Here is a 14,415-nt window from a genome sequence, read left to right as displayed (position 1 = left end):
CTGGCACGTGTTTAACCTGGCTTACGCATCGACGGCGAGATCACCGCGAACACATATCCATAGGGTTCGCTTGGATGGTCTGGTGCCGGATTCTGCCTCCAGTAGTCGGGCGAGGCGACGATCGTAGACGGTACGCGCTCGACACGCCGAGTTACCACCGCAGCCAAGGTGGGCATGAAAGGCGCCAGCGGACCAACGTCAAAGCCACCCACGACGAGATCGACGTGACGCTCGGTCAACGTCACGTCCATGTTGAAATTCGGAGCTATGCGCCTGGAGCTAGCGACGAGCGGTGCTAGGCGGCTCGCCCTTGCTTTCGCATTCCGCTCGTTGAGCAGTGCGTTCCCACCAGTGCTCCCAAACTTCTCGGGCCGCCAATCAGGGCAACCATCTGCTTGCTCATGTGTGTCCTCCGTGTGTGGATACGATATAACAATCATCCGCAGAAAGGACTTCGGGAGATACATGGAAAAATGGAAATCAACGATCCAATAATGGAGCAATGGATATAGCAGCCGTAAGCCTTGTTCTTTCGTGACGAAAAAGACGTGACGGCGCCACTGCGGCGCAATCAGTTGTGCCGTGTGACTGATGGCCTGTACCTCGTAGGCACAGTGGTGCTAGCTTGCGCAGGCCTCCATCCCGATGACACAGGGGAAAGGTTGGCGAAGAACTCCACAGCGTGACGGCGCTTGAGCACTTTCCTCAGCACAGTTCGACCACGCATATTTACACCATGGACGGAAAATGCGTCCCTCGCCGGATCGACGTCAACTGTCGTAATCTTCAAGATGGGCGCCCCCTCGTTCAGGTGGTTGCTTTGACACTTCCACTTTGGCACATCGATGCTGTTTCGGGTGGGGGCGTCCATTCAATTACTCTCGACGATGGATCGAGCATTACTTGATCGTATTCTGCAACTCTCCGATACTTTCAATCCAAACGCGAACCGTGTCACCACGTTTGAGGAACGTACCCGACTCCATGCCGACGCCAGCTGGCGTGCCTGTCAGGATGATATCGCCGGGATACAGTTCCACCCGTTCACTCAGGTAAGCAATCTGGTCCGCCACGCTGTAGAGATGATTTGACGTGTTTGAGTCTTGCCTGAGTTCATCGTTGACCCAGCACTTGATGTCGAGATCTTCGGGCGTGGCGATAAACTCAGCAGGAGTGAAGAATGCGCCCAGGGGGCATGAGCCGGGAAATGACTTGTGGCCGATCCAGTCGAAGCGAAAGGGCGACGATGGATCGACATTCTCCCGGCGCAAGTTGTCACGTGCGGAGAGGTCGTTTGCGCAGGTATATCCGGCGACGTACTCCAAGGCGGAATCCACATCAACAAAGCGAGCCGTCCTGCCAATGAGGACCGCGAGTTCCGCTTCATAGTCGAGCTTCTCGGTGTGCGCCGGATAAGTGACCGACTGTTCATGGGCCGCGAGGGTGCTTCGACCGGCCTTCTGGAAATGCCACGGTTTTACACCTGCAGCCTTGGGGTTGGTTTCCAGATTCATATTGAAGGCTTTGGCCATCGCTTCAACGTGGTCTTTGTAGTTCGCTCCCGCGCCATAAATAATTCCGGGTGTGTCGAACAGGGGGAGAAAGCTCACCGTGGAGGCGTCAAGCGGTTTGATCTGCTCGGCTTTACCTCGGTACAGATCATCTACCATCTCCGTGAGCTTCGGTCCGAAGGTGCTCCAGCCTGCGATGATCTGATCAAAGGTTTGGTCGCCCACAACGGCCGTGTCACACGCAACCGCGCAAGACTTCAGGCTGTACAGACCTGAACCGATGGAAATGCCGATTTGTCGCCCGAAGCCATCAAGCGAATATGAGAAAAGTTGATACTTCATCTGGAGTGGTTCCGTGTCGTTTCAGAATGCAGGGGTTTTCGTCAGTGAGTTGATTCTGCTTCGATCAGCTTGATGACAGCAGCAATGTCTTCACCGCCTATGCCGTCCGTTAACGCTTTCTCAAAATAGCGTTTTGCCGTGGAGAAAAGGGGGGTGGCGCATCCAAGGTCGGACGCGAGGTCATCGGCCATCGTCAGATATTTTTCCAGGGTACAAAATGGACCGGGAGCCGGGGAGAATGTGCGTGAGGCCATCATCGGGCCCCGTATCGCAAACATCGCGGAACTGCCCGCGCTTTGTTTGATGATTTCGACCACACGATGAGGATTGAATCCGGCACGTGCCCCCATGTTGATAGCCTCGGCCGCGGCGAGCGTGTGAATTGTCAACAGGTAGTTGGCGATCAGCTTCATGTTGACGGCCGATCCCAGTTCGCCGATGTGAAAATGAACCGATGAAATCGCGTCCAGGACGGGTTTCAAAGAAGCCAGGACGTCTTCTTCACCACCTATGAAGAGCGCGGCTTTTCGCTGCTCAACAATAATGGGGGTGCCGCTGACTTCTACCTCGAGCACTTTTGCACCCGTTTGCCGGATGCGTTCGGCCTGAGTGATCTTGAATTCGCGGCTGTACGTTCCTAGTTCGATAACGGTTTGTCCCGGGGATAAGGAAGCGAGGACGCCGCCTGGCCCATCGAGAATTTCAAGCTGGGCATTTTGACTGGGCAGGCACAGCAGCAGCACATCACATGCCTTTACCACTTCTGCAGGCTCGTCCATCGCGACCCCGCCTCTGGCGACGAACTCGGCCCGGTCTGTCCGTCTGAAGCCGACGACCGAGAATCCGGCAGCCATAAGGTTGGTTGCGATTGGCAGCCCAAGTTGCCCGATTCCGATCATGCCAATACGTGCTGCACTCACAGATGTCTCCTTTAGATATTTTTCGTAGTCTTGCCCAACTCTCTCGAAGAAGCCATACTGATTCCGTAATGGATAACTATTAGCGGCAGGAATATCGGGAGGCGCGTGAAGGACCTAAGCTTGCTTTATGCTTTCGAAGCAATCTGGCGGGAAAGGTCGGTTTCAACCGCCGCCGATGTGCTTGGTGTCACCCAGTCAGCTGTGAGCGGCTCGTTGAAGAAGCTGCGGGCAGAATATGACGACAAGTTGTTTGTGCTCATCGGGCGGCGCATGGAGCCAACCCCATTGGCCAACGAGATTGCACCGATGCTGCTTGATGCATTGGCAATGATCCGAAGAACACACAAGGAGCCGCTAAGTTTTGAGCCGCTCCAGTCGAAGCGGGTGTTCACGATCAGAACTCGCGACATCGGTGAGGTCGCCTGCTTCCCAGGACTTATTCAACGACTTCGGTCGACGGCACCGAACGTCAGAATTCGAAGCATATGGAAGCCGATCGATGAGACGCTGTCGGGGCTTGCAAGCGGGCAGATTGATCTGGCCGTTGGCTATCTCCCGGCACTCGAGGCGGGAATTCACGGGAAGTCCTTGTTCTCACAGAAATATGTGACGGTATTGCGCAAGGGACATCCTCTTGAAAAATCTGTTCTGACACGGGACCGTTTCCTTACCCAGGAACATTTGCTAGTTGAGTATTCGGGAAGTGGCCACGTATTGCTTGAAAAGGCGTTGATTGAGGCTGGCGCGAAGGACCGCATCAGGCTTCGACTGCCGCAGTATCTCTCCGCTCCTCATATCGTCACCAGCACGGACCTGATCTGGGTCGTGCCTGAGTTGCTTGCAAATGAGCTGGCGAAGCATTTTGAACTGGTTGTGAAGCCACTACCTTTATCGGTCCCAGAATTTGACGTAGCCATGTATTGGCACGAGCGATACCATCGCGATCCTGCGAGCCGGTGGCTCCGCGAGCAGTTCGACGAGCTCTTTCGAATGGTCTGAGAACTGATTGCACCGAATAGAGGCGCAACAACAATAGCGCCGCCCAAGGAGACACACATGAATCTCTTGACTTTGGATCTGAACCTCCTGCTTGTGTTCGACTCCATTCTGAGAACAAAGAGCACGACGCTGGCAGCGGAAGAATTGAGCCTGACGCAATCGGCCGTTAGCAATGCCTTAAAGCGGTTGAGGACCTCCTTTGATGATCCATTGTTCACCAAAACAAAGGATGGGATGCTGCCAACCTCGCTGGCAGAAGGCCTTGCTGGCCACGTCAGCGCAGGATTGGCATCGTTCCGGGAGGCGGTGGAGACCAAAACGAGTTTCGATCCTCAGACGTCCGACCGGTCTTTTACGATCTATATGAGTGACCTCGGGCAAATGGTGTTCATGCCGAAGCTTATCTCTCACATCGCGTCGGTTGCACCGAACATTCGAATCGTCACCGTAGATGCGACGCCTAAGGATGCGCAGAACGCAATGTCGACTGGTGAAATCGATCTGGCGCTAGGTTTGTTTATGAGTTTTGATCCGGGGTTTCATCAACAACGGCTTTTCCGTGAGCACTACGTTGCGGTAGTACGTGACGGACACCCCGGCATATCGACCTCACTGTCGCTCAGGAGGTTTCTTGATGCCCGGCACGCCGTGTACAAGCCGACAGCGGGCAGCCACGCGATTTTCGAAGAGGCCGTCGAGGGTGTATTTGAGGAAAACGGACGCGTCAGACAGGTTGCAGTCCGACTCGCTCATTCGCTTGGTTTGTCACAAATGATCGCGACTAGTGACCTGCTCGTTTGCGTTCCCAGCCGTCTCGCGAACGCCTTCAACGACTACGCGAGCGTCAGAGTCTTTCCTTTGCCGTTTGAAGCGCCAACCTTTGATATCTCACAGCTCTGGCATGACAGATGTCATCGTGACGCCGGACACCGCTGGCTTCGGAGCACCGTCGCATCATTGTTTGTGAGTTTGCATGGACAGCAATCTGCTGGGCAAAATTGATGCTGTAAATTCTGGGGATTTACAGAATTTGTTGGCGTAATAACTGTCCTCAGCCTATCTTGAACGCACCAACACGGTAGCAGTTGCAGTTGTCCAGATCATGGGCTCGACTCAGCTGCTGCCAATCAAGAAAAGCTGGAGACAGACTGTGATCAACCTACACGACATTCGATACGTCCGCCTCGCAACGAGTGACCTTCAGTCTACTGTCAAATACGCGCAGGAAATACTGGGTCTGCAGGAGGTTCGGCGAGAAGGTCCCTTCGTCTATTTTCGCAGCGACAATCGTGACCATTCGGTCTGTTACTACGAAGGTAACCCGGCAGAACATGTTGTTGCTTTCGAGGTAACGACGGCCGAAGAACTGGACGGCGCGGCAGCGCAGCTTGAGGCAATGCGAACGCCGGTGAAGCGAGGAAGTCGCGACGAAAGTGAAATGCGACGTGTCGAAGACTTCATTACATTCGTCGATCCGACCGGCAATAAGATTGATCTGGTGCTGCGTCCTCATGAGAGCAGTCGCAGATATCATGGGTCGCGCGACGCGGGCATCGAGTCGTTCAGCCATGTTGGTCTTCGTACAACAAATGCCGCTCGCGACGAGGAATTCTGGACGACGGTTTGCAACGCGCGCGTATCTGACCGAATCGGCGACGCGCCGCTTCTGCGCATCGACGAAGTGCACCACAAGATCGCGCTGTTTCCCTCGGACCACGCAGGTGTCCAGCACGTCAACTTTCAGGTCAACAGTATCGATGACCTGATGCGGTCATATTACTTCCTGCTTGAGCGCGGCGTACCCATTCGCTTCGGTCCTGGTCGACATCCTACGTCTGGCGCGGCCTTCCTGTATTTCGCAGGCCCTGACGGGATGATTTACGAGTACTCGACAGGTGTGCGCCTCATCACGGCCGATCAGGAAAGAGACTATAAGCCGCGTCAGTTTCCTTTCGGTCCGACGGGCTTCTGCATGTGGGGTGCCAAGCCCAACATCGAAGAATTTTCGGTCTGAATTGGAGCGGGCGATGTCTGAGAACGTTCATTCCGACCTCAACCGGAAGCTGAGAGTCGCGGCACGCTCACTTGGTAGGGCTGGGCTTGCACACGCTTACGGGCACTACAGTGTGCGCCTTGACGCCAACCATTTCCTCGTCTGTGCGCCAAAGCCAATGACGCTGCTGGAAAGCTCCGACGAGGGCACGGTCGTCCCCGTGACAGGCGCGTTGCCCGATGGCGTACTCGGTGAGGTTAGGATCCACCAGCAGATTTATTCCCAACGTCCAGATATTCGGTCGGTCGCCAGAAGCATGCCGCCCAAGGTGATGTCGCTTTCGACCTTGTCGCTCACACCGGAGCCCCGGCATGGTTTCGGCAGCTACTTCGCACCATTCGTTCCCCTTTGGGACGACCCCCTTCTTATCCGTTCGGATGAGCAGGCTAGCGCGTTGGTTCAGGTAATGGGCAAAAGCAGGGCCGTTGTAATGCGAGGCAACGGTGCAGTCGTCGCGGGAAGCTCTCCTGAAGAAGTGCTTGTGTTGACGTGGTATCTGGAGGACGCGGCGCGCGTGGAGCTTGATGTTCTGGGTTGTGGTGCCGCCCGGCCGGGAAAGACGCTGACGCAGACGCAGTGTGAAACCCGTGCAACCTTTTCCGGAAGGATTCTGGAACGGATGTGGGACTACCTGTCTGCGGGCGACTGCGAACTCTGAATTACATGGAAGATTGAAATGCAAATGCGAGAAAACTCCACATTCCAGAATTTTATCAATGGCGAATGGGTGTCGACGGAGCGCCATTTCCGGAACGTCAATCCTGTGGACGGCAGCCTCATCGGACTCGTGCATGAAGCCGGAGCATCGGAGGTCGACGCTGCAGTAAAGGCTGCACGCGCCGCGCTTTCCGGACCATGGGGCCGCTTCAGTGTTCAGGAGCGGGTCGAACTGCTCTACGCTATCGCGGACGGAATTAACCAACGGTTTGATGACTTCCTGGCTGCGGAAATCGCCGACACGGGTAAACCGCACTCGCTGGCTAGCCATCTGGACATCCCGCGCGGTGCAGCGAACTTCAAGATCTTCGCGGACGTCATTAAGAATGCGCCGACGGAGTCATTTGAGATGACCACACCGAGCGGTGGAAAGGCGCTCAACTATGCGATCCGGGTGCCGAAGGGCGTCGTGGGCGTCATCTGTCCGTGGAACCTGCCGCTGCTGCTTATGACCTGGAAGGTTGGGCCAGCACTCGCTTGTGGTAACTCGGTCATCGTGAAGCCCTCGGAGGAAACTCCCGGTACGGCCACTCTGCTCGGCGAAGTGATGAACGAGGTCGGGGTGCCTCCCGGTGTGTACAACGTCGTTCATGGCTTTGGACCGGGCTCCGCTGGCGAATATCTGACTACGCACGGAGGGGTCAACGCCATTACCTTTACCGGCGAAACACGCACCGGTGAAGCCATTATGAAGGCGGCAGCTCACGGTACGCGCCCAGTATCTTTCGAATTGGGTGGCAAGAACGCCGCGATCGTATTTGCGGACTGCGAGTTCGATAAAGCAATCGAAGGGGTGACGCGGTCGGTATTTGCGAACAGCGGACAGGTGTGCCTCGGCACGGAGCGTGTGTATGTTCAACGCCCGATTTTCGATAAGTTCGTGGCAGCGCTTAAGGCCAAAGCAGAATCATTGAAGCTTGGAAGTCCCTACGACAAGGAGATGAACTTCGGTCCGCTGATATCGCAGGAGCATCAGCAGAAGGTGCTTTCGTACTACGCGCGTGCGCAAGCGGATGGAGCGACAGTCATTACGGGCGGTGGCGTGCCTCCGCTCGACGGGAAGCTGGCGGAAGGATCGTGGGTCCAGCCAACAATCTGGACAGGGCTGCCTGAAACCTCCGCGGTGATCCAGGAAGAAATCTTTGGTCCCTGCTGCCATATTGCTCCGTTCGACACCGAAGAAGAAGTCGTCGGCCTTGCCAACGCGAGCGAATACGGGCTATGCACCTCAGTATGGACCAGCAATATCGGAACTGCCCACCGCCTTGCAGCTTCGATCGAAGTTGGCCTTTGCTGGATCAACTCATGGTTCCTGCGCGATCTGCGAACACCCTTCGGCGGCTCTAAGGCGTCGGGGATTGGGCGGGAGGGTGGCGTTCATTCGCTGGAGTTCTATACGGAACTTCGCAACGTTTGTATTCAGCTTTGAGGTGAGTATGGAGGTCTCGGAAATCAAGCGCTATGGCGCGGAGCTTTATCAGTCACTCGTCACCCGGGAGCCGGTTTTGCCGCTTTCTTCACGAGTGCCCGATATGACAATCGAGGACGCCTATCGCATTCAGATCGAAATGATGAACTTGCGCGTTTCCGTGCGCAACGAGCGAGTGGTAGGCAAGAAGGTCGGTGTGACAAGCAAGGTCGTCATGGATCTGCTCCAGGTCAACCAACCTGACTTCGGCGTGCTGACATCTGGGATGGCCTATCAGGACGGCGCCACGGTTCCACTGGAACAGTTCATCGCGCCCAAAGCGGAGGGTGAAATTGCGTTCGTCTTGAAGCATGACCTTTCTGGCCCCGGAGTCACGGTTGCAGACGTCCTTCGGGCGACGGAGTTCGTCATGCCTTGCTTCGAACTCGTCGACTCCCGTATCAAGGACTGGAAGATTACGATCACGGATACCGTTGCCGACAACGCATCGTCGGGTGCGTTCGTGCTAGGTGACAGCGCGATTGACCCGTCGAAGATCGACTTGTCCACGGTGGGCATGACCCTGGAAAAGAATGGAGAGATCGTCGCGACGGGCGCAGGCGCAGCGGCACTCGGGCACCCCGCAAACGCAGTTGCATGGCTGGCAAATACGCTAGGCCGTCACGGATTTGGACTACGTGCAGGAGAGGTTATTTTGTCGGGGTCGCTTGCCACGATGGTTCCGGTAAATGTCGGTGACAGCCTTCAGGTTCGACTGGGCGGCATCGGCACTGCATCGGTGCGGTTTAGCTAAAGAATGTGAGGAAGGAATGAATCTCGATAAAAGCACCATCGCGTATCTCGCGGAAAAGCTCGAATCCGCCGAGATCGAACGCCGCGAAGTCACGAAGATTACGCAGGAATTCCCTGAGCTTGACTGGGAGGATGCGTATGCGATTCAGGATGAGATCCGTCGGCGCAAAGAGGAGCGGGGCGTGCGCATCGTCGGTTACAAGATGGGTTTGACGTCGCACGCGAAAATGCGCCAGATGGGCGTGGCGGAGCCCGTGCGTGGCTTTCTCACAGACTACGGGTACTGCTTCGACGGTTCGAGCATTTCCACGAAGGATCTTATCCACCCGAAGGTGGAAGCGGAAATCGCCTTTGTGCTCAAGCGCCCGTTGAAAGGGCCGGGCTGCACGATCGCCGACGTACTGGCAGCAACGGACTTTGTTATACCCGCCGTCGAGGTCATCGACTCGCGGTATCTGGATTTCAAGTTCGACGTGAAGAGCGTTATCGCAGATAACACTTCTGCTGCGAAGTTTGTCGTGGGGGGCGCCCACAAGTCGGTGGATGGTCTTGATTTGAAAACTTTGGGCGTGGTCCTCGAGAAGAATGGTGAAGTCGTTGCGACCGCAGCTGGCGCGGCGGTGCTCGGACATCCCGCACATAGCGTAGCGATGCTGGCGAACATGCTTGCGCAACGCGAAGAAGAACTTCCGGCGGGTGCGTTCATCATGACCGGTGGCGTCACCGAAGCGATTCCGGTGGAAGCGGGCGACAGTATTGCAGTTCGATATCAAAGCCTCGGATCACTTTCCATGCGGTTCGTTTGACACGCACAGACACTGAGGAAAAGCAATGCCGATTATTCAGGTTTACATGATGGAAGGTCGCAGCGACGAACAGAAGACCAAACTCATTGAGGCGCTGACGTCCGCGACTGTTGAACAAGTGGGCGCTCCGCGAGAATCAGTTCGGGTCCTGATTAGCGAAATGCCCAAGACGCATTGGGGCATTGGGGGGAAAACGGCCAAGGAACTCGGGCGATAACCTGTCAGGAGCGAGATATGAGTGATACAGGACGGTCAAAAGTAGCGATTATCGGATCTGGAAACATTGGAACCGATCTGATGATGAAGGTGTTGCGCTACGGTAAGAATCTTGAAGTTGCGGCGTTGGTAGGCATTGACGCGAAGTCGGACGGTCTCGCACGAGCAGAGCGACTGGGTGTCGCCGCAATCTCGGACGGCATCGAGGGCCTTCTTGCGTGGCCAGGCATCGGGGAGATCAAGATTGTCTTTGATGCGACTTCAGCGGGTGCGCATGCCCGGCACAGTGAATTGCTGGTCGCGCGAGGCATTAAGGTCATAGATCTCACGCCTGCCGCGATTGGGCCTTACGTTGTTCCAGTAGTTAACCTGGACGAGGAACTCGACGCACCGAACATCAATATGGTGACGTGCGGTGGCCAGGCAACGATCCCTATCGTTGCTGCGGTTTCGCAGGTGGCGAAGGTCAAATACGCCGAGATCGTTGCGTCTATTGCAAGCAAGTCCGCAGGACCGGGGACTCGGGCAAACATTGACGAGTTCACCGAGACGACTACTCGTGCGATCGAGAAGGTCGGTGGTGCGGAAAAGGGCAAGGCGATCATTGTCCTCAATCCGGCCGAGCCGCCTCTGATGATGCGGGACACGGTCTACACCCTTTCTGAGCCGGTAGATACTGCCCTGATCGAGCGGAGTGTGGCTGATATGGTTGCCAAGGTACAGGCGTATGTCCCCGGCTATCGGCTCAAGCAAAGCGTCCAGTTCGACCTTTATGACGACGCGAACCCCCTCAACGTACCGGGGCTCGGAAAGGTCTCAGGTCTCAAGACGACGGTTCTTCTTGAGGTGGAAGGTGCAGCGCACTATCTGCCCGCGTACGCAGGCAACCTCGACATTATGACGAGCGCCGCTTTGACGTGTGCTGAACGGTTTGCAGAGTCGGCATTTGTCGTATGAAGGAGAGGGTAATGAACCCGTTGGAAAAGAAACTGTACATCTCTGATGTGACCCTGCGAGACGGAAGTCATGCTGTGCGTCACCAATACAGCATCGCGAACGTCAAGGCGATCGCGCAAGCGCTGGATGCCGCGGGCGTGGATAGCATTGAGGTTGCGCACGGCGACGGTCTCGCCGGCTCCTCCTTCAACTACGGCTTCGGCGCTCACACTGATATCGAATGGATTGCTGCAGTCGCGGAGGTGGTGCAGCGCGCAAAGGTCGCTACTCTATTGCTGCCTGGTGTCGGCACCGTTCATCACCTGCGCGAAGCGTACGATGCCGGCGCGCGTGTAGTGCGCATCGCGACGCACTGCACCGAAGCTGATATTTCGAAGCAGCATATTGAATATGCGGCCGAGCTCGGCATGGATGCAGTCGGGTTTCTGATGATGAGTCACATGGCCGAACCTGCGAAGCTCGCGGAGCAAGCCAAGCTCATGGAATCTTACGGTGCAAGCTGTGTGTATGTCGTGGACTCGGGCGGTGCGCTGGATATGAATGCTGTTCGAGAGAGGTTTCGAGCATTCAAGGACGTTCTGAAACCCGAAACGCAAACCGGCATTCATGCGCATCACAACCTGAGTCTGGGCGTGGCCAACTCCATTGTCGCAGTGGAGGAAGGCTGTGACCGCATTGATGCGAGCCTTGCTGGCATGGGAGCCGGTGCAGGAAATGCGCCGCTTGAAGTTTTCATTGCAGCCGTGAGCCGTCTTAACTGGAACCACGGCTGTGACCTCTACCGACTGATGGATGCAGCGGACGACATCGTCCGGCCACTTCAGGACCGTCCGGTTCGGGTTGACCGCGAGACGCTGGCGCTCGGCTACGCAGGTGTCTATTCAAGCTTCCTCAGACACGCCGAGGTTGCGGCGAGGAAGTACGGGCTTTCGACGGTGGACATCCTTGTGGAACTGGGTCGTCGACGGATGGTCGGCGGTCAGGAAGACATGATCATCGATGTCGCGCTGGATCTCAAAAAGCGCGAAAGTCAGGGTCAGGCTGAAAAAGCCGCCTGAGCCAGGCAGGAAACTTCTCCCAAAACTATACGAGAAACGCTGACGGACTTCAGGTCCGTCGGCTAGGGAGAACGCGTATCAACGACCGCAGGAGGAGACATGAAAGCGGCGGATTTGATGAATGGCAAGGGCATTTCGCGTCTGCAGGTCACGGTGCTCGTCTATTGCCTTCTTATTGTAACGATTGACGGATTCGATATAGCGTCAGTTGGCTACCTGGCTTCCTCGCTGCGCGGGCAATGGTCCATGCAGACGGCGAATATGGGAAAGATTTTCGGCTCAGGGATGCTGGGTTTGATGCTTGGATGCTTCCTGTTTGGACCGGTAGCGGATCGCATCGGCCGCAAAAAGGTGCTAGTTGCATCTGTTGTCTTTTTCGGATGTGGCAGCGTGGCGTCGGCGTTCGCACAGTCACCTGAACAGATGGCCGTGCTGCGACTGCTGACCGGCCTCGGTCTCGGTGGGGCAATGCCAAACGTAATTACGCTGAGCTCGGAATATAGTCCGGCCCGTTTTCGCTCCCTTCTTGTTACAGCCACTTTCTGCGGATTTACGCTCGGGTTCGCGATTGGCGGCTGGATCGTCGCGTGGCTCCTTCCTCTCACAGGCTGGCGAGGCGTACTGGTTGCCGGCGGTCTGGCTCCACTGATACTTGTGCCATTTCTGGTCGTATATCTGCCCGAATCGCTCGACTATCTCCTCGCCAATGGGCGGCATGCCAACGAAGTCCTGCGAATTGCAGAGAGGCTCAATCCAGGCATTACGGCCATCGAGGTCGAAGACAGTGCCCAACTTCGCGCATCGATTCCCGTGGGGGGCTTGTTTGCACGGGACGTCCGGTCAGGAACGATGCTGCTTTGGCTAACCTATTTCTGTACTTTGTCCGCGTTCTACCTGCTGTCGAGTTGGCTTCCCCTGGCGCTGAAGGATTCGGGCTACTCGATTTCTGAAGCGGCCCGTCTCGGGGCAATGCTCCCACTTGGCGGAACAGTCGGAGCCGTCGTCATCGGATATTTGATGGACAGACGGGATCCTTACATCGTGCTGGCTTGCTCATACGCCATTGCCGCCATTTCCCTTCTGCTTCTTGGCGGGAGCGTTCACCATTCCGTTCTTCTGCAATTTGCGGTCTTCGGCGCCGGTGTTGGCGTGGCCGGCTCCCAGACGGGAGCAAATGCGTTGACTGCGCGCTTCTATCGTAGCGAAGTACGCGCCACCGGTGTGAGCTGGGCGCTAGGAATGGGCCGCGTCGGTTCGATATGTGGATCAATGGCAGGCGGGGTGTTGTTGGCCGCTTTGGGAAACATGTCGACAGTGTTCGGATTGGTTGCAATTCCTGTTTCTATCGCGGCGGCGTTGATGCTCTTGATGAAAAGCGTTCAAACCCGCCGACTAGCCGACGCGGTGCCGCCGTTGAAGCTGGAGATAACCGAACGTCCATAAGTTGGCCAGTGATTTTAGAAACGAAGAAGGTGTATTACTATGAAAATAGGGATTCCTAAAGAAAGTAGGTGTGGTGAAACACGTGTGGCAGCAACGCCAGAGACTGTTAGAAAGTTGAAGTTACTCGGCTATGAACTTCTGATCCAACACGGAGCCGGAGATAATTCGCATTTTCCTGACGCGGCCTATGTCGAGGCGGGTGCAGCGCTTGTGGACAAGGAGTCGGCATTCGGCGCCGATCTGGTCTTGAAACTCTGGGCGCCCGACGACGAGGAACTTGGTCTGCTTAAGGGGGGCACGGTGTTGATAGGCATGCTCGAGCCGTTCAACGCTGATTTGCGTCATAAGCTCGGCAATGCTGGTTTGACGGCGTTTGCCCTCGAGTTGGTGCCGAGAACAACGAGAGCGCAAGCAATGGACGTTCTGTCGTCACAAGCGAATATCGCCGGCTATCGTGCGATTACGCTTGCCACCGGTTTGTATCAACGGTTCATGCCCATGCTGATGACGGCCGCAGGGACTGTCAAGGCTGCGCGTGTGCTGATCCTGGGGGCGGGTGTTGCTGGCCTGCAGGCGGTTGCGACGGCCAAACGCCTTGGCGCGGTCATTGAGGCATCCGACGTTCGACCGGCGGCGCGTGAGCAGATTGAGTCGCTTGGAGCCAAGTTTGTAGACGTGCCATTCGAGACCGACGAAGAGCGGCAGGCAGCAGAGGGCAAGGGCGGCTATGCACAGCCCATGCCGGCGAGTTGGCTCGAGCGCCAGGCCCGGAAAGTCCGCGAGCGTGCAACCGCCGCGGACATTGTGATCTGCACGGCGTTCATACCCGGTAAACCGGCACCGCTTCTTCTCGCAGAAAACGTTGTTTCCGAAATGAGACCTGGGTCAGTAATCGTCGATCTCGCTGCCGGGCGAGGGCAGGCGGGTGCCGGCAACTGCGCCTTGAGCGTGGCTGACGAGACGGTGATCTGCCACGGTGTGCAGATCGCTGGACCGACGAATCTAGCTGCGTCAGTGGCCACCGATGCGTCGGCGCTTTACGCCAGAAACATGCTCGAGTTTGTCAGGAACCTGACGGCGAAAGACGGGAGTTTCGCGTTGAACATGGACGACGAAATTGTTTCGGCATCACTGATCTGTCATCAAGGTGCGACGCCTCTTGCGGCGTGAGG

General features: G+C 56.4%; 15 protein-coding genes. 12 read left to right on the top strand and 3 right to left on the bottom strand.

The window, feature by feature from the left end:
- Positions 1-11: 11 nt before the first annotated feature.
- From BLT65_RS46360 to BLT65_RS06810, 3 genes are all read right to left on the bottom strand, one after another.
- Complete coding sequence (locus tag BLT65_RS46360) at positions 12-251, bottom strand: type 2 periplasmic-binding domain-containing protein (RefSeq protein WP_143036491.1); 240 nt, start codon at positions 249-251, stop codon at positions 12-14.
- Between the two features lie 648 nt (positions 252-899).
- Positions 900-1,853 (bottom strand): fumarylacetoacetate hydrolase family protein, encoded by a 954-nt coding sequence (locus BLT65_RS06815; RefSeq protein ID WP_091776361.1) that lies wholly within the window; start codon positions 1,851-1,853, stop codon positions 900-902.
- 41 nt (positions 1,854-1,894) lie between these two features.
- A complete protein-coding gene (locus tag BLT65_RS06810) occupies positions 1,895-2,866 on the bottom strand; it encodes an NAD(P)-dependent oxidoreductase (RefSeq protein ID WP_279634445.1) in 972 nt (323 codons plus the stop codon).
- A gap of 27 nt (positions 2,867-2,893) precedes the next feature.
- Here BLT65_RS06810 and BLT65_RS06805 point away from each other — a divergent pair, with 27 nt between their 5' ends.
- The 12 genes from BLT65_RS06805 (at position 2,894) to BLT65_RS06750 (ending at position 14,413) form a co-directional block, all read left to right on the top strand.
- Positions 2,894-3,772: a LysR family transcriptional regulator gene (locus tag BLT65_RS06805; protein WP_244186444.1), complete on the top strand. Its 879-nt coding sequence runs from the start codon at positions 2,894-2,896 to the stop codon at positions 3,770-3,772.
- A 57-nt stretch (positions 3,773-3,829) separates the two neighbouring features.
- Positions 3,830-4,774, top strand: coding sequence for a LysR family transcriptional regulator (locus BLT65_RS06800; RefSeq protein WP_091776355.1), 945 nt, complete (start codon positions 3,830-3,832; stop codon positions 4,772-4,774).
- Positions 4,775-4,922: 148 nt separating this feature from the next.
- The gene (locus BLT65_RS06795; RefSeq protein WP_079489570.1) at positions 4,923-5,786 is read left to right on the top strand and encodes a VOC family protein; all 864 of its coding nucleotides are present in this window, start codon (positions 4,923-4,925) and stop codon (positions 5,784-5,786) included.
- Between the two features lie 13 nt (positions 5,787-5,799).
- Positions 5,800-6,483: a class II aldolase/adducin family protein gene (locus BLT65_RS06790; RefSeq protein ID WP_091776352.1), complete on the top strand. Its 684-nt coding sequence runs from the start codon at positions 5,800-5,802 to the stop codon at positions 6,481-6,483.
- A gap of 18 nt (positions 6,484-6,501) precedes the next feature.
- Positions 6,502-7,971, top strand: a complete 1,470-nt coding sequence (locus BLT65_RS06785) for a 2-hydroxymuconic semialdehyde dehydrogenase (protein ID WP_425273104.1) — start codon at positions 6,502-6,504, stop codon at positions 7,969-7,971.
- 7 nt (positions 7,972-7,978) lie between these two features.
- Positions 7,979-8,764: a 2-oxopent-4-enoate hydratase gene (gene dmpE, locus BLT65_RS06780; protein ID WP_079501644.1), complete on the top strand. Its 786-nt coding sequence runs from the start codon at positions 7,979-7,981 to the stop codon at positions 8,762-8,764.
- Positions 8,765-8,780: 16 nt separating this feature from the next.
- Positions 8,781-9,569, top strand: a complete 789-nt coding sequence (dmpH, locus tag BLT65_RS06775) for a 2-oxo-3-hexenedioate decarboxylase (RefSeq protein ID WP_007736033.1) — start codon at positions 8,781-8,783, stop codon at positions 9,567-9,569.
- Positions 9,570-9,594: 25 nt separating this feature from the next.
- Entirely contained in the window at positions 9,595-9,786 is a 192-nt protein-coding gene (locus tag BLT65_RS06770) for a 2-hydroxymuconate tautomerase (protein WP_007736031.1), read from the top strand.
- A gap of 17 nt (positions 9,787-9,803) precedes the next feature.
- Positions 9,804-10,742 carry an acetaldehyde dehydrogenase (acetylating) gene (locus BLT65_RS06765; protein ID WP_079501643.1) on the top strand — a complete coding sequence of 313 codons (939 nt, stop codon included), beginning with the start codon at positions 9,804-9,806 and terminating at the stop codon, positions 10,740-10,742.
- A gap of 11 nt (positions 10,743-10,753) precedes the next feature.
- On the top strand, positions 10,754-11,800 hold the full coding sequence (gene dmpG, locus BLT65_RS06760; RefSeq protein WP_091776349.1) for a 4-hydroxy-2-oxovalerate aldolase: 1,047 nt from the start codon (positions 10,754-10,756) through the stop codon (positions 11,798-11,800).
- 99 nt (positions 11,801-11,899) lie between these two features.
- On the top strand, positions 11,900-13,243 hold the full coding sequence (locus BLT65_RS06755) for an MFS transporter (protein WP_091776347.1): 1,344 nt from the start codon (positions 11,900-11,902) through the stop codon (positions 13,241-13,243).
- A 39-nt stretch (positions 13,244-13,282) separates the two neighbouring features.
- A complete protein-coding gene (locus BLT65_RS06750) occupies positions 13,283-14,413 on the top strand; it encodes a Re/Si-specific NAD(P)(+) transhydrogenase subunit alpha (RefSeq protein ID WP_091776344.1) in 1,131 nt (376 codons plus the stop codon).
- The last annotated feature ends 2 nt before the right edge of the window (positions 14,414-14,415 follow it).

Source organism: Paraburkholderia steynii (assembly GCF_900100565.1).
Lineage (GTDB): Bacteria > Pseudomonadota > Gammaproteobacteria > Burkholderiales > Burkholderiaceae > Paraburkholderia > Paraburkholderia terrae.
The sequence above is the reverse complement of the archived record's forward strand: the minus strand, read 5'-3'. Positions and strand labels throughout refer to the sequence as shown.

What these genes read in the sequence shown, in the direction of transcription:
- dmpH (WP_007736033.1), top strand. Translation starts at nt 8,781, where the DNA reads ATGAATCTCGATAAAAGCACCATCGCGTATCTCGCGGAAAAGCTCGAA.
- BLT65_RS06790 (WP_091776352.1), top strand. Translation starts at nt 5,800, where the DNA reads ATGTCTGAGAACGTTCATTCCGACCTCAACCGGAAGCTGAGAGTCGCG.
- dmpE (WP_079501644.1), top strand. Translation starts at nt 7,979, where the DNA reads ATGGAGGTCTCGGAAATCAAGCGCTATGGCGCGGAGCTTTATCAGTCA.
- BLT65_RS06785 (WP_425273104.1), top strand. Translation starts at nt 6,502, where the DNA reads ATGCAAATGCGAGAAAACTCCACATTCCAGAATTTTATCAATGGCGAA.
- BLT65_RS06765 (WP_079501643.1), top strand. Translation starts at nt 9,804, where the DNA reads ATGAGTGATACAGGACGGTCAAAAGTAGCGATTATCGGATCTGGAAAC.
- BLT65_RS06815 (WP_091776361.1), bottom strand. Translation starts at nt 1,853, where the DNA reads ATGAAGTATCAACTTTTCTCATATTCGCTTGATGGCTTCGGGCGACAA.
- BLT65_RS06800 (WP_091776355.1), top strand. Translation starts at nt 3,830, where the DNA reads ATGAATCTCTTGACTTTGGATCTGAACCTCCTGCTTGTGTTCGACTCC.
- dmpG (WP_091776349.1), top strand. Translation starts at nt 10,754, where the DNA reads ATGAACCCGTTGGAAAAGAAACTGTACATCTCTGATGTGACCCTGCGA.
- BLT65_RS06755 (WP_091776347.1), top strand. Translation starts at nt 11,900, where the DNA reads ATGAAAGCGGCGGATTTGATGAATGGCAAGGGCATTTCGCGTCTGCAG.
- BLT65_RS46360 (WP_143036491.1), bottom strand. Translation starts at nt 251, where the DNA reads ATGGACGTGACGTTGACCGAGCGTCACGTCGATCTCGTCGTGGGTGGC.
- BLT65_RS06770 (WP_007736031.1), top strand. Translation starts at nt 9,595, where the DNA reads ATGCCGATTATTCAGGTTTACATGATGGAAGGTCGCAGCGACGAACAG.
- BLT65_RS06750 (WP_091776344.1), top strand. Translation starts at nt 13,283, where the DNA reads ATGAAAATAGGGATTCCTAAAGAAAGTAGGTGTGGTGAAACACGTGTG.